Here is a 17,925-nt window from a genome sequence, read left to right as displayed (position 1 = left end):
GCCAAGCTATAATCGCGCGATTTTTCGGGCGCTTTTTAATCCGTGCAGGTCTTTCGCGCAATCCCTTCCGTGGCCGATGCGCCGGTCGTCCTGACCATCGGTAACTTCGACGGTGTGCATCTGGGCCATCAGGCCCTGCTGGCTCAGCTCGTTTCGCGTGCGTGCGAAGATCGTCTGCCGGCAGCGGTGATGACCTTCGAGCCGCACCCGCGCGAGTTCTTCACGCACGAGCGACGGCCGACCCGGCTGACCAGTCTGCGCGAGAAACTCGAACTGTTTGCCGAAGCCGGGGTGGACAGGGTGTACGTGTGTCGTTTCAATGCGCGGTTTGCGGCGCTGAGCGCCCAGGCTTTCATCGAGGACCTGCTGGTGCGCGGTCTTGGCGTGCGCCACCTGATCATCGGCGACGACTTCCGGTTCGGACGGGGTCGGGAGGGCGACTTCGAGCGCCTGCGCGTGGCCGGCGAGCGGCACGGCTTTTCACTGGCGACCATGGCCACGATATCGGTCAATGGCGAGCGGGCGTCCAGTTCCGCGGTGCGCGGGGCGCTGGAACATGGTGATCTGGCGCGTGCCGAAGCACTGCTCGGACGCCCTTACGAAATCAGCGGGCGCGTCGAGCACGGGCAGAAAATCGGTCGGGAACTCGGTTTTCCGACCGCGAACGTGCAGATCAGGCAGCGTTCGCTGCCGCTGTCCGGAATATTCGCGGTCACCGTGACCGGCGGCGGTCTGCTGGGTGCGCAGGGTGCGGCCAGCGTGGGCGTGCGGCCGACCATCGCCGACGGCCTGCGGCCGACCTGCGAGGTCCACCTGCTGGACCGCACGGTCGACCTGTACGACCGTCGCGTGTCGGTGCGATTCCGGCACAAGATGCGTGACGAGATGCGCTATGAAGGACTCGATGCACTGCGCGAGGCAATCGCGAAGGACGTGGCCGATATCCGCCACTGGTTTGCTGTACATACTCTCTGAAGGCTGAACATGGCTGATTACCGCTCGACGCTGAACCTCCCCGACACGCCGTTTCCGATGCGCGGCGACCTGCCGAAACGCGAGCCTGGCTGGGTGAAGCAGTGGCAGGACAGCAAGCTGTATCAGCGCATCCGCAAGCAGTCGGCCGGCCGGCCGCAGTTCGTGCTGCACGACGGCCCGCCGTACGCCAATGGCGACATCCACCTCGGCCATGCGGTCAACAAGATCCTGAAGGACATCATCGTCCGCTCGATGACGTTGCACGGCTTCGACGCGTCCTACATACCGGGCTGGGACTGCCACGGTTTGCCGATCGAACACCAGATCGAAAAGAAGCACGGCAAGTCGTTGCCGCCGGCCGAGGTGCGCAAGCTGGCGCGCGCCTATGCCGCCGATCAGGTCGAACTGCAGAAGAAGGGCTTTGTCCGGCTGGGCGTGCTGGCCGACTGGGACCGGCCCTACCGCACGATGGATTTCCAGAACGAGGCGGGCGAAATCCGTGCGTTGAAGGAAATGGTCAAGAAGGGCTGGGTGTACCGTGGTCTGAAGCCGGTGAACTGGTGTTTCGACTGCGCTTCGGCGCTGGCCGAAGCGGAAGTCGAGTATCAGGACAAGGGCAGCCCGGCCGTCGACGTGGGTTTCCAGATCGCCGATGCCTGCCGTCACATGCTGGCGGATGCCTTCGGACTCGATGCCCTGCCGGCGGGCACGGTGCAGGCCGTGATCTGGACCACCACGCCGTGGACGATTCCGGCCAACCAGGCGCTGAACGTGAATGGCGAGCACACCTACGCACTGGTGCGGACGCCGAACGGCCACGTGATCGTCGCCCGCGACCTGGTCGACAGCTGTCTGGCGCGCTTCAAGCTCGAAGGCGAGGTCGTCGCCACGGCGCCGGGCACTGCACTGGCGGATCTGCTGTTCCAGCATCCGTTCTACGTGCGGGACGTGCCGGTGCTGACTGCCGGCTACGTCGGGCTCGACGCGGGTACCGGCATCGTGCATTGCGCGCCGGCCTACGGTGTCGAAGACTTCCAGACCTGGACGGCGCACGGTCTGGCGACCGACGAGGTATTCGGCCCGGTGCAGGCCAACGGCGTCTATATCGATGCCCTGCCGCTGTTCGGCGGCATGCACATCTGGAAAGCCAATCCGGTCATCGTCGACACGATCGCCAAGGCGGGTGCGCTGCTGTCGCACGAACAGATCACGCACAGTTACATGCACTGCTGGCGCCACAAGACGCCGGTCATCTACCGCGCCACGGCGCAGTTCTTCGTCGGCATGGACATCCGCCAGCCGGAGTCCTACACGCTGCGTGAATGCGCGGCGGCGGCGGTCGAAGCCACCGCTTTCTACCCCGACTGGGGCAAGGAACGTCTGGCGGCGATGATCGCCAAACGCCCGGACTGGTGCATTTCCCGCCAGCGCAACTGGGGGGTGCCGATACCGTTCTTCCTGCACAAGGAAACCGGCCAGCTGCACCCTGACACGCCGGACCTGATGGAGCAGGTCGCGCTGCGCGTCGAGCGTGAAGGGGTCGACGCCTGGTTCAACCTCGATCCGGCCGAACTGCTGGGTGACGATGCGGCGCATTACGACAAGCTGACCGACACCCTCGACGTGTGGTTCGATTCAGGCACCACGCACTGGCACGTGCTCCGCGGTTCGCACCAGGACGGCCGGCGCGGCGATGGCGGCCCGGTCGCCGACCTCTATCTCGAAGGTTCCGACCAGCACCGCGGCTGGTTCCAGTCGTCGCTGCTCACCGGATGTGCGCTCGATGGCCACGCACCGTATCGCGCGCTGCTGACGCATGGCTTCACGGTCGATGCCAGCGGCCACAAGATGAGCAAGTCGGCCGGCAACGGCATCGAGCCGCAGGAAGTCGGCGACAAGCTGGGCGTGGAAATCCTGCGGCTGTGGCTCGCATCGGCCGATTATTCGGGCGAGTTGTCGATCTCGAAGGAAATCCTCGACCGCGTGGTGGAAACCTATCGCCGGCTGCGCAATACCGTCCGTTTCCTGCTGGCCAACATCGCCGACTACGATCCGGTTGCGCACAAGCTGCCGGTGACCAAATGGCTGACCATCGACCGCTACGCACTGGCGCTGACGCGCGACCTGCAGGAGAGGGTCGGCAACGACTACCTCACGTTCGAGTTCCACAAGATCGTGCAGGCGCTGCAGCACTTCGCATCGGAAGATCTGGGCGGCTTCTACCTCGACATCCTGAAGGACCGGCTCTACACGACGGCGCCCGGCTCGCACGCCCGCCGCTCGGCGCAGGGCGCGCTGTGGCACATCACGCAGACCCTGGTACGCCTGATGGCACCGATCATGCCTTTCACGGCGGAAGAAATCTGGACCGTGCTGGCCGAAGCGGGGAAGAACGGCCCGTATGCCGCGAATCTCGACAGCGTGATGCTGACCACGTGGAATGCGCTGCCGATGCAGGCCGACGAAGCCGCGCTGATGGAAAGCTGGGGGCGCATCCGCACACTGCGCGCAGAATCGGCGCGCGTGCTCGAAACGCTGCGCGCCGAAGGTGGCATCGGCTCGTCGCTGCAGGCTGAAGTCGAAGTGCGGGCATCGGGGGCTGTCTACGACGATCTCGCGGCGCTCGGCGACGATCTGCGCTTCGTGCTCATCACCTCCGCGGCGACCCTGGTCAAGGTCGAATCGGACGCCGAGCAGGGCGTCAGTGCGGCGGCAAGCGCGCAGGTCAAGTGCGCGCGCTGCTGGCACTATCGCGCTGATGTCGGCAATAACCCCGAGCACCCCCAACTGTGCAGCCGTTGCGACCGCAATCTGCACGGCGACGGTGAAACGCGCAGCCACGCCTGACCACCGTGAGTGCGCGCTTCGCCGGCTGGCTGGCCGTCGCCCTGTTGGTCGTGGGGGCGGACCAGCTCACCAAATACCTGATCACGGGGTGGTTGTCCTACGGCCAGAGCTGGTCGGTGACGTCCTACTTCGATCTGGTGCTGGTGTACAACCCGGGTGCCGCATTCAGCTTTCTGGCCGATCATTCCGGCTGGCAGCGCTGGTTTTTCATCGTGCTCACGTCAGCGGTGTCTGCCTGGCTCATCGTGCTGATGCGCCGACATGTCGCCGAAGTCGTTCTGCCGCTGGGGCTGGCGCTGATCCTCGGCGGCGCCATCGGCAACCTGATCGACCGCGTGGTGCTCGGCGCGGTTGTCGATTTTCTGTACTTTCATGCCGGGAGCCACGGCTTTCCGGCGTTCAACGTGGCCGATTCGGCCATCACTGCGGGTGTCGTACTGATGCTGATCGATCAGTTCTGGCTGGTGTCGCGCGCCGCCCGTGCGGAGAAACAAGCATGAGTGACAAGATCAAGCCGGACAGCCTGGTGACCCTGCATTACCGCATGGCCGTGCCGGAAACCGAAAGGGCCGTGGTACGCGTCAGCACCTTCGATTCCCGCCCTGCGACGCTGCAGCTGGGTCGCGGCGAGTTGGCGCCGGCACTCGAAATATGTCTGGTCGGCCTGGCGGTCGGCGATCACGAAGTGTTCGAACTGGAAGCGGGCGAGGTGTTCGGCGAGCATACGGAAAATCTGGTCGAGCGCTTCGCGCGCGCCGACCTTCCGGACGATGTCGAACTGGCGGTGAATTCCATCGTCGAATTCATGGTTGAAGACGGCAACAAGTTTCCCGGCCTGGTGAAGGAAGTGGATGACAAGTCGGCGCTGATCGATTTCAATCACCCGTTGGCGGGGCGTGCCGTGAGCTTCGAGGTCCAGATCATCGGCATCCTCTGACGGAGGAAACATGGAAATTCTGCTGGCCAATCCGCGCGGCTTCTGTGCCGGCGTAGAACGGGCGATTGCCATCGTCGAGCGGGCACTTGAGCAGTACGGTGCCCCGATCTACGTGCGGCACGAGGTGGTGCACAACAAGTTCGTCGTCGACAGCCTGCGCGCCAAGGGTGCGATCTTCATCGACGACCTCGAACTGGTGCCCGAGGGCGCCACGCTGATCTTCAGCGCACACGGTGTGCCGCAGGCAGTACGCCACGACGCGTCGTCGCGTGGCTTGCGTGTGTTCGACGCAACCTGCCCGCTGGTGACCAAGGTGCACGTCGAAGTGGCCAAGATGCGCGATGCCGGCCGCGAAATCGTCATGATCGGGCACAAGGGGCATCCGGAGGTGGAAGGGACGATGGGTCAGACCGACGGCGGCATGTATCTGGTCGAAACCGTGGCAGACGTTGCCTCGTTGAACGTCAAGGACGCAGGCAAGCTCGCCTACGTCACACAGACCACGTTGTCGGTCGATGATGCGCAGGTCATCGTCGAGGCGCTGCGCGCCCGCTTTCCGGATATCGTCGGTCCGAAGCGCGACGACATCTGCTATGCGACGCAGAACCGGCAGGATGCAGTCAAGTTCATGGCGCCGCGCAGCGAACTGGTGCTGGTGGTCGGCTCACCGAACAGCTCCAATTCGAACCGCTTGCGCGAGGTGGCGGAACAGTTCGGCGTGCCTGCCTATCTGATCGACAACGCGGCGCAGATCGACCCGTCCTGGCTGACCGGTCGCAAGCGCATTGGTGTGACCGCCGGTGCGTCGGCGCCGGAAGTGCTGGTCGATGAAGTGGTGGCGCGCTTGCGCGAGCTGGGCGCGGCATCGGTCCGCATGCTTGAAGGCGCGCCGGAAAACGTCAATTTTCCGCTTCCCAGAGAACTGGTGCAGGGGTGACAAGCCCGTTGATTGGCAGGGACGGGCCCGCTTACATATACTGGTAATCATGAAAACCACGTTGAACCGCGAACAAACGATAGACCTGTTGCGCAAGCACGGCGTCAATCTGACGCAGCCACGCGTAGATATCGCGTGTGTCCTTTTTTCCCGCATGGAGCATCTGTCGGCGGACCAGATACTGGGCATGGTGAACGAAACTTCACCGTCGGCCTCGAAGGCGACGGTCTACAACACGCTGAAGCTGCTGCGTGACTCCGGCCTGATCCGCGAGGTCATCGTCGACCCGACCAAAGTGTTCTTCGATCCGAACACCGAGCCGCACCATCACCTCTATGACGTCGTGACCGGCTGCCTGACCGACATTCCGCAACACGTTCTGCGCGTCGACGGAATGCCGTCGTTGCCGCCCGGCATGGTGGCTGACGGCATGGACATCGTCGTCCGCATGCGTCCGTCAGGCGCTTCTGCGTAACAGCACCGCAGATCCGTGCATTGTTCCGCGTTGCGCGCAGGTTCTCATTGATTTGAACCGTGCCAACAGCTAACATGCGCGCTCTTTTTCGCCGCTGTAGCTCAGTTGGTAGAGCAGCGCATTCGTAATGCGAAGGTCGCCAGTTCGATTCCGGCCAGCGGCACCAATAGAATCAAGCAGATAGGCCAACTCTTCGGGGTTGGCCTTTTTGTTGGGCTAGCGCCGGGCTAGCGCCAAGCCCCTGTGTAGCGACTTTAAGTGCGAATGTTGCTCCCGAGCGACGTGACTTCTAAGTTGAGTGCCCGCCATGAGCTACAAGATCATCGAGATACCGACTGATGCCCGTGAAGATACCGAGCAGCTTGGCAGTAAGCCTAAGTTTTGGGTTTTGCTCGACGATAAAAGGTGGTTGTTCAAAGAGTCACGCCCTGACACAGGCGAAGACTGGGCTGAAAAGGTTGCTGCCGAAGTTGCGCGAGCTGTTGGCATCCGAGCTGCGACGGTAGAGCTTGCCGAATACGATGGGCGACGCGGTTGCGTATCAATGAATTTTGTCGACGTTAAGGGCGGGCAGGCGCTCGTTCATGGTAACGAAGTCCTTGCTACCCGCTTCACTGGTTACGACAAAGGCAAAGTGTTTGGGCAATCGGATCACACTTTAGAGAACATCGAAGCCGCGATGCGCGGTTTATTCTCCTCTGACCAGGCAGACGGGGTTTTGACTGAACTTGCTAGCTATTTAGTACTTGACGCGCTGATTGGTAACACTGACCGGCACCACGAGAACTGGGGCCTACTGCTACATGTCTATTCGGAGTCGCCAGAGCTAGTACTTACCGTTGCACCTAGCTTTGACCATGCTTCGTCGTTGGGTAGAGAGTTACGGGATGAAAAACGGCTCAGATTTATCGCGGAGAAGCGTATAAGTTCGTATGTCAATAAGGGACGGGGCGGAGTTTTTCGCAGTCCGGATGAACCTCATGGTGAAAACCCTCTTCGGTTAGTGCAGTTGGCGGCACGAGCGTATCCTTCGTTTTTCGAACCAGCATTGACGCGGGTGCGGTCTTTATCACATGAACACGTTCTTCAGATTATTGGTTCGCTGCCCGATGAACGAGCTTCACCTGCTGCCAAAAAGTTCGCAGCAGCCATGATCTTCACTGCGCAAGCTTCGTTAGCTGAGATTTTGAGATGAGTACCTTGTTTGTTGCATGGCAAGCACCGGATCCAACGAGGGCTTGGTTTCCGATCGGCCGTCTTGATGCGTCTACTGATCGACGCGAGTACATGTTTCGCTACACGCACGGAGCCCTGCATGCTGAGGCTGCTGCGGGCTTCAAACCGCTAATTGCTTTTCCGGATTTCAGTCGAAAGTATCAAGCGGATGATCTGTTTCCGCTGTTCAAAAATCGGATTCTTGAACCTAACCGCAAGGATTTTGCAGAGTACTTGCGCTGGCTTGATCTTGACCCGGCCCACGCTGACCCTATCGAGATTTTGGGGCTGACGGGGGGCGAGCGGCAGACTGACAGTTTAGAAGTGTTTCCGAAGGTCCGTAAATTGGCGGACGGAACAATTCGCTGCCGATTTTTCTTGCATGGCTTGCGTCATGTGTCAGAAGCGGCGCGGACTCGCGCAGAAAACCTTACTGAAGGCGAGCCGTTGCAGGTTGCAATTGAAGTTAATAACCCAGCAACTACCTATGCGGTCCAACTACAGACTACAGACTGCCATTTGATTGGCTGGGCACCTCGGTATCTGGTTGATGACTTACGCGCTGCCTTGCTTGAGCACTCGACAGTAAGCGCTACTGTTCATCGCATTAATCGCATGGGTGCGCCGTTTGCCAGACGTGTACTTGTGGACCTCTGCGGTGGAGTTCCTGCGGCCTTCGAACCGATGACTTCGGATGAGTACCGGGTTGTTGCCGAGTGAATTTGAAGGAACAAGGTGTCTTTATGACGCCTTGATCTCTATCTAGTCGCTTGGCCTGATCATCCTCAAGCAACTGGACTGCTCGTCTAATCGCATAGCCAACTCGCGTAGCTTAGCCCGCATCCCTCCCCGGTATCCGTTCCGCGCCGTCCGCGCCTTGCCTTCATTGGTTCGCGGGCCGGTCGATTGTTCCCACGGCTTCCATGTGCGGATCAGCGCCGCCTGCCGTGCCCGGCGCTCGGGTGTCCAGCCTTTGCCCATGTGGTGCCTCCAATAGTTCGGTTTGCTCGGTTTCGGTTTCGCGCGCGCGCGCGTTTCGTCGCTCGATTGGTCCGGTGCCGTTGTTCACCTGCTGCTGCCCGCCGTTGTTGATGTTGGCTTGCTTGGCGAACACGACGGGCGGGTTCTTCAGCGTCGATAGCGTTTCGAGTGTCATTCGGCACTGGTTCTGCGCCTTCAGCGCCATGCGCATGTAGGTTTCCCATTGCTTCAGATATTCCTGCTTCACGGTCCGGCGCGATAGATTCACGAAGATGGATTGCAGCGCGTGTGCCTGCCCTAACAACATCCCTTCGGCCTCACTCATGTCGCCCGCCTTCATCTGCTCGATGCGATCCAGAAGCCGATCCGTCAGCGCGCCCATATCCAGTTCGCCATAGGTCGGAGCGCCGAAGGCTTCCACCACCGCAGCAGCATTCACGCTAGGTCGTGTCGCAAACTTGGCAATAGCGTCCGCCTTCTCCCTGTCGGTCGGGTCGGGAAACTTCGCAACAGCCGTGCGCTTGCCGGCCGGCTTGCGGGTGTTCTTCGTGGTCATGTGTTCCTCGCTTTCAGAATTGCCCGGTAGCAGCGCAGCGCGCCCGCTGGGTCGTTCAATGCTTCGGCTAAAGCATCTGCCCGGTCGTCGTCCGTTTCGCCGCCATAGACGGCTTCAATCAGCCCGCGCAGTTCCCGCGCTTCGGTTTCCGTCGCTGCACGTCGCGGTCGTTCGGGGATCGGCTCCGCCTCGATGGCGTGCGGGTAGCGCTCCAGCACGCTTGCCCTGGTTGCGGGCGGACAGAAAGTAACGTCCAGCGGCTCACCTTCGGCAAACTTCAAGCGCCAACAGGTCGCGCCTATCGGTTCCGTTTTGGCATCGTTCAGGGCTTCGATGATGTGCGCCTTGTGCTCGCGGATGACTGCAAGCCAGCGATTCACAGCGTCCGCATCGCCTGTCGCCTTGATCGTTCCCGGCTTGCACAGCGCCAGGCATACCCCGTCCGCCCGCGCGTCTCGGATGATCGCCGCCGGGTTCATATTTCGACCTCCACCGCGTCGGGTTCCGCCCGAAGGTGCTCAATTTCTCCAAAGGTGCTCACCTCTTTTTGTTGAGCATCTTCAGGATTTTTGAGCATCTTCGCGGATTCCTGCCACGGCATCCGCCATACCCAGCCGCCCTTCATGCCTTGCTTCACCGGCTCAATACGAAGTGCTTTCTGTGCCCTTCGAATCGTCGCCCAGGTATAGCCCGCGCCATCCGCATCCGCCTTGATTGCCTTACTTGACACAGGTCCGTCGGCCAGCAGATCAGCAAGGAATCGCTTTGCATCAGCCAGGGTGCCGCCTTCGCTGTCGTCGCCAGTGGCGTCCGCCGTCGCTAGCAGTTCGCGCGCTGCACCTTCCACCGCGTCACCCCACAGCACAGATGACGCGAATACGCCCGGATGCGCATCCAGTTCCGCTTGGTGCAAGTCGTATTCGAAGCCGCCGTCATCCGGTCCAATGTTCGACTTTGCCCGGCAGAAAAGCCGCACGGTGTGGCCGTCCTCGCCTTCCGTCTGGTGCTTTGCCGCCACCATCACCACCCGCGCAAGCGCCCCGAATGCCAAGCTTCCGGTCAGCCTTTCCACGGGGTCGCGCCCTCCCGTCCCTTTGGAAAAGTGCGTGATTCCCAGCAAGGCGCAGCGCATAGAACCGGCAAGGTCGACAAGCGGTTGCAAGCCTCGCCGGACCTCTGCGTTCTTGTGACTGTCACCGGCTATCGCGGAAACAACCGGATCAACAATCAGCAGGCGCACGCCACCGATATCCGCGACCTTGCGCCGTAGCGCTTCCATGTCTCGGGCTGGGTCAAAGGGTCGCCGCTCGTTGCCTTCCCGGATGTCGGCAATGAAATAAGCGCGCGACAAATCGGCGCCCGACAGCGCGAGTCGTGGAATCAGCGTGTCTGCAGGATCATCCTCGCCGCTCCAGATCAACACGTTTCCGGCAGTTGCCCGAGTTCCATCCGGCCAGCGCCCGCCAGTCGTCACAGTCGCAGCAAGGCCCATTGAGATAGTCGTCTTGCCGGTGCCCGGTGCGCCGCCTAATACGTGCATCTTTCCTGCCGCAAGCCACCCGCCCCACAGCCATGAAATAGCCTCTGGCTTAAGGTCGGTCGCGCAGATCAAGCCGACCTCGCTGGGTTGCGCTTGCGCATCCATCGCATCCGCTATCCGTTTTGCCGCGACGTCATCAAGGAAGCTCGCGCCACGCTCGATTGCACTGTTACCCATGCGTCAGCCCTCCCGCATCGAGTGCCGCCTGCAAGCGCCCCACAGCCACCACAAGGCGCGCGCGGTCCGCATCGCTGAAGGGTTGCCCGGCCAGCAATGCCGCGCCCGCTGTCAGCACGACAAGGGCTTCAAACGCGATGCAGCGCAGCACGTCGGCAGCGGGGAACGGTCGCCGCTCGCCCTTGATGGCGTGCGTCTCGTTGCTCCGCTTTTCGGGGAACAGATCGGACAGGGACAGCCCGACTGCTTGAACAACCTCATGTACCGCGCAGCCCGCGAAGCAGTGCACCAGCGTGCGGCCGTCGTCCCGTTCGCCCACGGCCAGCGATGGGTGTTTGTCCTCATGAGCAGGGCAGCGCGCTACCCAATTACCCGGTTTGGTCTGTTTCACCTTGTCCAGACGCGACAGCAAGGTTTCGGCGCTCATTTCGCACCGCCTTTGCGCGACCATCCGCGCTTCGGTGCTCGGGTGCGGCTCTGCTTGCCAAGTGAGTGCCAGCCGATCAGCGGATCGGTATGATTCGGGGTGTCTTGTTTGGGGCTGTACTGCTTTGCGGTGCGGCTCTTTTTCTTGTCCATGTCCGCCCCCTTACGCCGTAGCGCCGTTTTCGCGGGTGCGGCTTTCCAGCCACGCGAGCAGGTCGGTACGCCGATAGCGGACCTTGCGGCCCACCTTTAGGAAGGGCAGGTTATAGCGCCCGGTAGAGCGCCAGACAGAGAGCGTGCCGGGTGACACGTCCAGCAGATCGGCAGCGGCTTTGTCGTCGAGCAGATCAGCGCCGCGCTTGAGAAGTGCTGCAAGGTTTTCAGTCGTCATCGTTCGTACCCAGTTAATCCCCGCTTGCTCGGTTGCGCTGCGGTATGGATACGAATGGTGAATAAGATGCCGAAGCTGTTGTCCTAAGTCGGATTTGCCTTTCCGAATTCGGGTTCCTTGGGGCTATCTGCGCGACTGCCGCTCTAGAACTTCAGGAAGCATGTCGAGATACTTCTTGATCGTTTCCTCGCCTACTGGGCAGCCCATGTGCTGTGTCCATTCCTCAACGCGCCGGGCTGCGCCACGTGCGGTCGGATCAATACCTGCCTGATCGACCAAAGCAGCAATGATCGATAAGAGCGTGTTTTGAACTCGCGTGTCAGCAGCCGTCTTTTGCGTTGTCGTGCTCTTGTTGGGCGCAAAACCAAGCAGGTCTGATGCGGGGACTTCGGCAGTTGCAAGGTTGCATCGGATAGGCACCACTTCGGGAAGGCCTGTCTCTGGACGGAAGGTGAACAGCATGTAGTGTTGATGCACGCCAAGTGCTATCTGCTCGGGCGGATTTTCATACTCCGACCACGCAACACTGACGATATTGACCCAGTGAAAATCTAGGTCACTCTTGTCCGGACGAATTAGCTCACGCGGAATTTCTGCGTACCCGTGACAGTAGTGCCAGTAGAGCGGGGGGCCTGGTTCGCCTAGCAGAACTGGGTCCTCATCGAAACGTTCTTCGAATGCTCCGACCGTTCCTTCAAACCATGCGCAAAGCCGCAAATCACCATGAGCCGCAGCAATGATTACGTCGCGCTCGGTGTGTTTCGTCTTGTACTCGGCAGATAAGAACTCCGCAGCCTCTGATAGCGAATACATTCGCTTTAGCATCAGCGCCCCTTTCGCGCTCCCCTGTGAAGGTGCCGCGCCAGCCGGGCAAGGGTTCCCGGTGTTCCTCCCGTCGGAGTAGGCGCGGCGTGCTGCTCTTTTAGTCCGTAGTGGCTCCGCGAGGCTCCAGACGCATCGCATCCTCAGTCCCTAGGACGTCAGGCGGCGGGAAGGCGTTACGCAAAGCGATGTATCTCACGTCGCCGTCCGTTGTGGTCACCACGGCTGTAAGGCCATCCAGCTTTCCACCAAGCTCTAGGCCAAGCAACCAGCGCAGCACTAGCGCCGGGGACTTGTCGATTATTTCCACGCGTATTCCTCCCGATGCTGGGGCATGACGTCGCCCGCCCCCGCCTGAGACCGTCAGGCTGCGGTCTTGCCCTTCTTGATCGGTACAACGTCCGCGCCTTCCTTTAGCCCGGCCGCTTCCATCATGGCAGTGGTAGCCGTATTCACGGACTGCCGCACCGGATCAAGGTCGAGTCGCGCATAGATCGCGGTCGCTTGGTGCGTCTTGTGGTTCAAGCTCTTGCCGATGATTGAAAGCGATGCGCCGGTCTTTGCCTGCCAGCTTCCGAGCGTGCGCCGCAGATCGTGAATGCGTAGGTCGCGCATCGTGTAATCGTCCGGGTTGATCTTCGCGGCCTTGGCTTGCGCCTGATAGGTGCGCTCGGCTTTCGTCAGGTTCTTCAACGCCAGTTCATCGGCAGCGGCCCGCTTTTCGTCATCAAGTACGCCCGCAGCCTGTAGCGCGTCGAGTAGTCGAATGAAGCTTGCGGCGCGCTTGCATGTGTCCCATGCCTTCTTCGGTTCAACGAGGTGCCCAGTCTCGCCAGCGCCGGGAAACACGAACGGCGAATCGTTGCCGGCTTCTGCCCGCAAACTGAGCACCGCCAGTGCTTCAGGGGACAGGGTGACGTTTTGCGGCGTGCCATTCTTGGTTTTGCCGATCCGCCACACGGCGCCGTCCATGTCGACGTCCTTCCATGCCATCGCCTGCATATTGGATCGACGCGCGCCGGTCAGCAGCGACAACAGGAAGTAATCGCGTTGCGACGACTGGGCGATTGCTCCGAACAGCGCCGGCAGTTCATCTGCTTGCACGAAGCGGTCGCGCTCGGCTGGCAGGTTCTTCTGAATACGGCTTGCCGGGTTGGTCCCGCTGAATAGCTCTTGGTCGAGCATGAAGGTAAAGACCGACGACACGATAGCGACAGCCCGGTCGGCTTGCGCTGCGCTTGTCTTGCTCGCTTTGCGATGGATTGCCTTCACGTCAGTGCGAGATATCTCCGACAGCTTTTTGCCGGTGATCGGGCCAAGGTAAAGGCGCAGAACGTCCTGATAATCCCGCTTTGTGTGCTCGGACAGCGGCGTGCCGTTGCGCTTGCGCTTGTGCATCAGCAACTCGTCAAAGGCTTTTGCGAAGGTCAGTTCTTCGCGGATGGCGCGCCGTGCCTTTGCCGGGTTCGCGCCGCTGGCGAATTCACCCAATACCTTGTTGGCTTCGATCCGCGCCTTTTCGACCGTCATGTCGGTCAGGTCGCCAAGCTTCACCCACGCCATTGATGCGCCGGTCCGCTTCACCACGTAGAAGGTGCGTGCGCCGGTGTGCGTGATGCGTACAGCCAGCTTTACAACCTCTGTGTCGTAAAGGGTCGTCCGCTTGCCGACGTCCGGCAGGGGAGTTTCCAGAATCAACGTCTTGGTGAGTTTCTGCCTTGCCATCTTTGCACCTCGATTTGATCGGGCTAGCGCTGGGCTAGCACGGGCTATCAAATTTCGGTGGTTTTCGCGCTAGCCCGTTAAGGTCAGTATGGTCTAGACGCCTTTATAGGTAAAGGAAAAATAGGGTTCGTTAATGCGAGGGTTTGACGGTGCCTTCTAATTCGTAATGCGAAGGTCGCCAGTTCGATTCCGGCCAGCGGCACCAATAGAATCAAACAGACAGGCCAGTTCTCCGGAACTGGCCTTTTTGTTTTGTGTCGTGTGGATGCGAGGCGCAGTCGTTCAGGAACGCGGATGAGGCTCTCCGCTTTCGGGCGCTCAAGGAAAAAGAGGTGGTTGCGGCCTTCAGCCGCAACCACCTCTTTAGACTTTGCAACGTGTGCAACCGGAAGAACCACGGTACGCGGTTTCGGCGTCACGCGCTGACGCTGAGTTCTTCGCGGATCGTGGTGCTGCCGGAGATGGGCTGGTTGTTGCTGCGTACGGATGCAGTGACGTAGTGCATCGGTGCAATTTCGTGGCGGAACAGATACGACAGCACGCGACCGGGATTCCAGGTGTCGGGCAGTGCGATCAGAACGGAATGCGCAGCATCGACGTCGAGCGCGTTGTGTACCAGCCAGGCGCCGATCTGTTCGCGCAGCAGGAAGCGGGTTTTCAGCGGGCTGGTCGCCAGCGTCATGCCCGGCGTTTCGGCCAGGCGTATCGCGAGCGAGCGAGCCAGCGGAATCCAGTCGGTTTCGACGCGTTGTCCGTGGCAGGCTGCCAGCGCAGCATGTTCTCGCTTGAGCACTTCGCACAACAGGGCCGCGAGTTCGCCGGCTGTCCAGTTGCGCAGACCCGCCGCTGCAATGGGCTGGCCGTCTGCCCCGATTTCAGCGTGGCGCGACGCATTGGCCGAAAACCTCGGCCATGCCGCGTGTTCCCGCGCCGAGCGCGGGGTCGTCTCTTCACGCTGCTGGCGCGAAACCGACGCTCTTTCGTTCAAAATTGCACCCATGGCATACCTTTTGAGTTGTTGGTTCGATGGTAATGCTGCGATGTGTCATTCTTCAGAACTTAGGTCACCCGGACTAAGGGTTAACCCGGCCTGCAGATGGAGCGACAAAAACCCTGTCTGCTCCCTTCACCCGTTCGCGTGATCTTCAGCGCAGCCGCATGCAGTCTGACTTTGCCGCGATGTGCAATCGTTGCGAACCCTTGTTCAAGGCAGTGTTCGAACGTCTGCCCTTGCTGTTATCGACACGGAAGTTAACAAATGAAGAACTCTTTTTCGCGTGCCATCCACCTGCGTGACTACAGCGCGCCTGGCTGGTGGGTGGATACCATCGACCTTGACGTCTCGATCGCCGACAACGGAGACACGACGGTTGGCGCAGTCATGCTTGTGCGGCGCAACGAAAACGCACCCCGGGCCGATCTGGAACTCGACGGCGAGGCGCTCGAGTTGATCGACGTCCGCGTTGACGACGTCACGCTGGATGACCCGGTCAGCCTGCTGAATGACGGCCGGCTCGTGCTGACCGGACTGCCGGACAGTTGCCGGCTGACCACCCGGGTGCGCATCCGGCCGGACGTCAATACGACGCTGTCCGGTCTGTTCCGCTCTAAGGACGGTTACTTCACGCAGTGCGAGGCCGAAGGCTTTCGCCGCATCACGTATTTTCCGGATCGGCCCGACGTGATGTCGCGCTACACGGTGACCCTGCATGCCAGCCGCGAACGTTTCCCCGATCTGCTGGCGAACGGCAATCTGGAAGTCAGCGGCGACGAGGCCGGAGGCCGTCACTGGGCGCGCTGGGTCGATCCTTTTCCCAAGCCGTGCTACCTGTTCGCGATGGTCGCTGCGAAACTCGACCGGCTGGACGACCGCTATACGACCGCCTCCGGGCGCGAGGTCGATCTGGCGATCTATGTCGAACCGGGCAAGCTCGACCAGTGCGATTTCGCGATGCACGCGCTGAGGAAGTCGATGCGCTGGGACGAGGAGCGTTTCGGCCTCGAACTGGATCTCGACCGCTACATGATCGTCGCCGTCGGCGACTTCAACATGGGCGCGATGGAAAACAAGGGCTTGAACATCTTCAACACGAAGTATGTGCTGGCGCGACCGGACGTCGCCACCGATCTCGACTACATGAACATCGACCGCGTGGTCGCGCACGAGTACTTCCACAACTGGACCGGCAACCGGGTGACCTGCCGCGACTGGTTCCAGCTGTCGCTGAAGGAAGGGCTGACCGTGTTCCGCGACCAGGAGTACGGCTCGGACATGTATTCGCGCGCCGTTCAGCGCATCCAGGAGGTACGCGGCCTGCGCGCAGCGCAGTTTCCGGAGGATGCCGGCCCGATGGCTCACCCGGTGCGTCCGGCCAGCTACGAGGAAATCAACAATTTCTACACCGCCACGGTCTACGAGAAGGGGGCCGAAGTGGTGCGCATGATCCACACGCTGCTCGGCGAAGGCGGTTTCCAGCGCGGCATGAAGCTGTATTTCGAGCGCCATGACGGGCAGGCGGTCACCTGCGATGCCTTCGTATCGGCCATGCAGGACGCGAGCGGCGTCGATCTGTCCCGATTCCGTCGCTGGTACGAGCAGGCCGGCACGCCGACGCTGAAGGCCGCCGCCGATTTCGACGTTGCATCCGGCCGCTATCGCCTCACGCTGACCCAGAACAATCCAGCCACCGCCTACGAGAAGCGTCTGGCGCAGGAAGGCATTTCGCTCGAACGCGGCCCGCTGCACATTCCGGCCGCCGTCGGCCTGCTGACGCCGGATGGCCGTGAAATCCTGCCGACCACGGTGCTGTCCCTGACCGAAACCTCACAGACCTTCGACTTCGACCTGTCGGCGCATCACCTGACTCAAGCGCCGCTGCCATCGCTGTTGCGCAATTTCTCGGCGCCGGTGACGCTGCTGTTCGACTGCCCGGACAGCACGCTGGCAACGCTGATGGCGCATGACAGCGATGAGTTCAACCGCTGGGAAGCCGGCCAACGACTGGCCACGAGGCTCATGCTCGCCGGCGTGGCAACCGTGCAGTCAGGCGGCGTACCGGAGGTGCCAGCGGTGTTCGTCGACGCCTTCACCGCCACCCTGGGCAAGGCAGAGCAGGACCCGGCCTTCGCCGCCGAGGCGCTGGCGCTGCCGTCGGAAATCTGGCTCGGCGACCAGATGTCCGTGATCGATCCGGATGCGGCACACCGGGTACGCAGGCTGTTCCGCCGCACGCTGGCGCAGGCCTTGCGCCCGCAGTTCGAGGCGCTGCTCGATTCCCTTGCCTTGACCGGACCCTATGTGCCCGACGCCGCGGCGATGGGCCGGCGTGCGCTGCGTAATCTGGCGCTGGGCTATCTGATGGAACTGGACGACCCGGCACTGCAACTGCGCGTACTCACGCAGTTCCGCGACGCTGACAACATGACCGACCAGTCGGCGGCGCTGACCCTGCTGGCGCACAGCGAAACGCCATTGCGCGAGGTCGCGCTCGCCGAGTTCTACGCGCGCTGGAAGCACGAAGCCTTGGTGGTGGATAAATGGCTGACTGTGCAGGCGACCTCGCCTGCGGTCGGCACGACCGCGCGCGTGCGCGAATTGATGGCGCACGAAGCCTTCGATCTCAAGAATCCGAACAAGGTGTATGCGCTGGTGCGCACCTTCTGCGCCGCCAACCCGCTGCACTTCCATGCGGCGGATGGCTCGGGTTACACCTATGCGGCCGGCGTCATCCGCGAGCTCGATCCGGTGAACCCGCAGGTGGCCTCACGCGTGGCACGCGCCTTCGACCGCTGGCGCCGTTTCGACGACGGCCGCCAGGCGCATGCCCGCACCGCGCTTGAAAGCATCGCCGCACAACCCGGGCTGTCGCCGGATGTCGCCGAGGTCGTCAGCCGGGCCCTGGCTTGAGGGCAGATACAAGA

General features: G+C 61.6%; 18 protein-coding genes and 1 tRNA gene. 10 read left to right on the top strand and 9 right to left on the bottom strand.

From position 1 onward, the window contains the following. The first annotated feature begins 42 nt into the window (after positions 1 to 42). The 9 genes from ACTIFF_RS02645 to ACTIFF_RS02605 all read left to right on the top strand — a co-directional run bounded on the left by ACTIFF_RS02645 (position 43) and on the right by ACTIFF_RS02605 (position 8,106). Positions 43 to 975, top strand: a complete 933-nt coding sequence (locus ACTIFF_RS02645; protein ID WP_439535424.1) for a bifunctional riboflavin kinase/FAD synthetase — start codon at positions 43 to 45, stop codon at positions 973 to 975. Positions 976 to 984: 9 nt separating this feature from the next. Then, on the top strand, positions 985 to 3,822 hold the full coding sequence (gene ileS, locus ACTIFF_RS02640) for an isoleucine--tRNA ligase (RefSeq protein WP_439535423.1): 2,838 nt from the start codon (positions 985 to 987) through the stop codon (positions 3,820 to 3,822). A 5-nt stretch (positions 3,823 to 3,827) separates the two neighbouring features. Beyond that, entirely contained in the window at positions 3,828 to 4,322 is a 495-nt protein-coding gene (gene lspA, locus ACTIFF_RS02635; protein WP_439535422.1) for a signal peptidase II, read from the top strand. Then, positions 4,319 to 4,759, top strand: coding sequence for an FKBP-type peptidyl-prolyl cis-trans isomerase (locus ACTIFF_RS02630; protein ID WP_439535421.1), 441 nt, complete (start codon positions 4,319 to 4,321; stop codon positions 4,757 to 4,759). The genes lspA and ACTIFF_RS02630 overlap by 4 nt, the downstream gene beginning before the upstream one ends. 10 nt (positions 4,760 to 4,769) lie before the next feature. After that, positions 4,770 to 5,696, top strand: coding sequence for a 4-hydroxy-3-methylbut-2-enyl diphosphate reductase (gene ispH / locus ACTIFF_RS02625; RefSeq protein WP_306477740.1), 927 nt, complete (start codon positions 4,770 to 4,772; stop codon positions 5,694 to 5,696). Positions 5,697 to 5,745: 49 nt separating this feature from the next. Beyond that, positions 5,746 to 6,171, top strand: coding sequence for a Fur family transcriptional regulator (locus ACTIFF_RS02620; protein WP_306477741.1), 426 nt, complete (start codon positions 5,746 to 5,748; stop codon positions 6,169 to 6,171). 90 nt (positions 6,172 to 6,261) lie between these two features. Further along, positions 6,262 to 6,337, top strand: a tRNA-Thr gene (locus ACTIFF_RS02615). A gap of 141 nt (positions 6,338 to 6,478) precedes the next feature. After that, positions 6,479 to 7,366, top strand: coding sequence for a HipA domain-containing protein (locus ACTIFF_RS02610; protein ID WP_439535420.1), 888 nt, complete (start codon positions 6,479 to 6,481; stop codon positions 7,364 to 7,366). Next, complete coding sequence (locus ACTIFF_RS02605; protein WP_439535419.1) at positions 7,363 to 8,106, top strand: hypothetical protein; 744 nt, start codon at positions 7,363 to 7,365, stop codon at positions 8,104 to 8,106. Before ACTIFF_RS02610 ends, ACTIFF_RS02605 begins: the two co-directional genes overlap by 4 nt. 163 nt (positions 8,107 to 8,269) lie before the next feature. Here ACTIFF_RS02605 and ACTIFF_RS02600 read toward each other — a convergent pair whose 3' ends face one another. The 9 genes from ACTIFF_RS02600 to ACTIFF_RS02560 all read right to left on the bottom strand — a co-directional run bounded on the left by ACTIFF_RS02600 (position 8,270) and on the right by ACTIFF_RS02560 (position 15,004). After that, positions 8,270 to 8,923 carry a hypothetical protein gene (locus ACTIFF_RS02600; RefSeq protein WP_439535418.1) on the bottom strand — a complete coding sequence of 218 codons (654 nt, stop codon included), beginning with the start codon at positions 8,921 to 8,923 and terminating at the stop codon, positions 8,270 to 8,272. Continuing rightward, positions 8,920 to 9,402, bottom strand: coding sequence for a hypothetical protein (locus ACTIFF_RS02595; protein WP_439535417.1), 483 nt, complete (start codon positions 9,400 to 9,402; stop codon positions 8,920 to 8,922). Before ACTIFF_RS02595 ends, ACTIFF_RS02600 begins: the two co-directional genes overlap by 4 nt. Further along, positions 9,399 to 10,640, bottom strand: a complete 1,242-nt coding sequence (locus ACTIFF_RS02590; RefSeq protein WP_439535416.1) for an AAA family ATPase — start codon at positions 10,638 to 10,640, stop codon at positions 9,399 to 9,401. Before ACTIFF_RS02590 ends, ACTIFF_RS02595 begins: the two co-directional genes overlap by 4 nt. Beyond that, entirely contained in the window at positions 10,633 to 11,067 is a 435-nt protein-coding gene (locus ACTIFF_RS02585) for a DNA primase (RefSeq protein ID WP_439535415.1), read from the bottom strand. The genes ACTIFF_RS02590 and ACTIFF_RS02585 overlap by 8 nt, the downstream gene beginning before the upstream one ends. Then, on the bottom strand, positions 11,064 to 11,219 hold the full coding sequence (locus tag ACTIFF_RS02580; RefSeq protein WP_305611656.1) for a hypothetical protein: 156 nt from the start codon (positions 11,217 to 11,219) through the stop codon (positions 11,064 to 11,066). The genes ACTIFF_RS02585 and ACTIFF_RS02580 overlap by 4 nt, the downstream gene beginning before the upstream one ends. Before the next feature lie 10 nt (positions 11,220 to 11,229). Next, positions 11,230 to 11,457, bottom strand: a complete 228-nt coding sequence (locus tag ACTIFF_RS02575) for a helix-turn-helix domain-containing protein (protein WP_305611655.1) — start codon at positions 11,455 to 11,457, stop codon at positions 11,230 to 11,232. 123 nt (positions 11,458 to 11,580) lie between these two features. Continuing rightward, complete coding sequence (locus ACTIFF_RS02570; RefSeq protein WP_439535414.1) at positions 11,581 to 12,282, bottom strand: hypothetical protein; 702 nt, start codon at positions 12,280 to 12,282, stop codon at positions 11,581 to 11,583. A 360-nt stretch (positions 12,283 to 12,642) separates the two neighbouring features. Next, complete coding sequence (locus ACTIFF_RS02565) at positions 12,643 to 14,004, bottom strand: tyrosine-type recombinase/integrase (RefSeq protein WP_439535413.1); 1,362 nt, start codon at positions 14,002 to 14,004, stop codon at positions 12,643 to 12,645. 415 nt (positions 14,005 to 14,419) lie between these two features. Beyond that, a complete protein-coding gene (locus tag ACTIFF_RS02560; protein WP_439535412.1) occupies positions 14,420 to 15,004 on the bottom strand; it encodes a hypothetical protein in 585 nt (194 codons plus the stop codon). Positions 15,005 to 15,262: 258 nt separating this feature from the next. On the opposite strand from ACTIFF_RS02560, the gene pepN reads away from it, so the two are divergent. After that, positions 15,263 to 17,911, top strand: a complete 2,649-nt coding sequence (gene pepN, locus ACTIFF_RS02555) for an aminopeptidase N (RefSeq protein ID WP_439535411.1) — start codon at positions 15,263 to 15,265, stop codon at positions 17,909 to 17,911. Positions 17,912 to 17,925: the final 14 nt, after the last annotated feature.

Source organism: Methyloversatilis sp., from assembly GCF_051861465.1.
Classification (GTDB): Bacteria; Pseudomonadota; Gammaproteobacteria; order Burkholderiales; family Rhodocyclaceae; genus Methyloversatilis.
The sequence above is the reverse complement of the archived record's forward strand: the minus strand, read 5'-3'. Positions and strand labels throughout refer to the sequence as shown.

Excerpts from the sequence above, each read along its gene's own strand:
- ileS (WP_439535423.1), top strand. The coding sequence starts at position 985 with ATGGCTGATTACCGCTCGACGCTGAACCTCCCCGACACGCCGTTTCCG.
- ACTIFF_RS02630 (WP_439535421.1), top strand. The coding sequence starts at position 4,319 with ATGAGTGACAAGATCAAGCCGGACAGCCTGGTGACCCTGCATTACCGC.
- ispH (WP_306477740.1), top strand. The coding sequence starts at position 4,770 with ATGGAAATTCTGCTGGCCAATCCGCGCGGCTTCTGTGCCGGCGTAGAA.
- ACTIFF_RS02620 (WP_306477741.1), top strand. The coding sequence starts at position 5,746 with ATGAAAACCACGTTGAACCGCGAACAAACGATAGACCTGTTGCGCAAG.
- ACTIFF_RS02610 (WP_439535420.1), top strand. The coding sequence starts at position 6,479 with ATGAGCTACAAGATCATCGAGATACCGACTGATGCCCGTGAAGATACC.
- ACTIFF_RS02605 (WP_439535419.1), top strand. The coding sequence starts at position 7,363 with ATGAGTACCTTGTTTGTTGCATGGCAAGCACCGGATCCAACGAGGGCT.
- ACTIFF_RS02600 (WP_439535418.1), bottom strand. The coding sequence starts at position 8,923 with ATGACCACGAAGAACACCCGCAAGCCGGCCGGCAAGCGCACGGCTGTT.
- ACTIFF_RS02595 (WP_439535417.1), bottom strand. The coding sequence starts at position 9,402 with ATGAACCCGGCGGCGATCATCCGAGACGCGCGGGCGGACGGGGTATGC.
- ACTIFF_RS02590 (WP_439535416.1), bottom strand. The coding sequence starts at position 10,640 with ATGGGTAACAGTGCAATCGAGCGTGGCGCGAGCTTCCTTGATGACGTC.
- ACTIFF_RS02585 (WP_439535415.1), bottom strand. The coding sequence starts at position 11,067 with ATGAGCGCCGAAACCTTGCTGTCGCGTCTGGACAAGGTGAAACAGACC.
- ACTIFF_RS02580 (WP_305611656.1), bottom strand. The coding sequence starts at position 11,219 with ATGGACAAGAAAAAGAGCCGCACCGCAAAGCAGTACAGCCCCAAACAA.
- ACTIFF_RS02575 (WP_305611655.1), bottom strand. The coding sequence starts at position 11,457 with ATGACGACTGAAAACCTTGCAGCACTTCTCAAGCGCGGCGCTGATCTG.
- ACTIFF_RS02570 (WP_439535414.1), bottom strand. The coding sequence starts at position 12,282 with ATGCTAAAGCGAATGTATTCGCTATCAGAGGCTGCGGAGTTCTTATCT.
- ACTIFF_RS02565 (WP_439535413.1), bottom strand. The coding sequence starts at position 14,004 with ATGGCAAGGCAGAAACTCACCAAGACGTTGATTCTGGAAACTCCCCTG.
- ACTIFF_RS02560 (WP_439535412.1), bottom strand. The coding sequence starts at position 15,004 with ATGGGTGCAATTTTGAACGAAAGAGCGTCGGTTTCGCGCCAGCAGCGT.
- pepN (WP_439535411.1), top strand. The coding sequence starts at position 15,263 with ATGAAGAACTCTTTTTCGCGTGCCATCCACCTGCGTGACTACAGCGCG.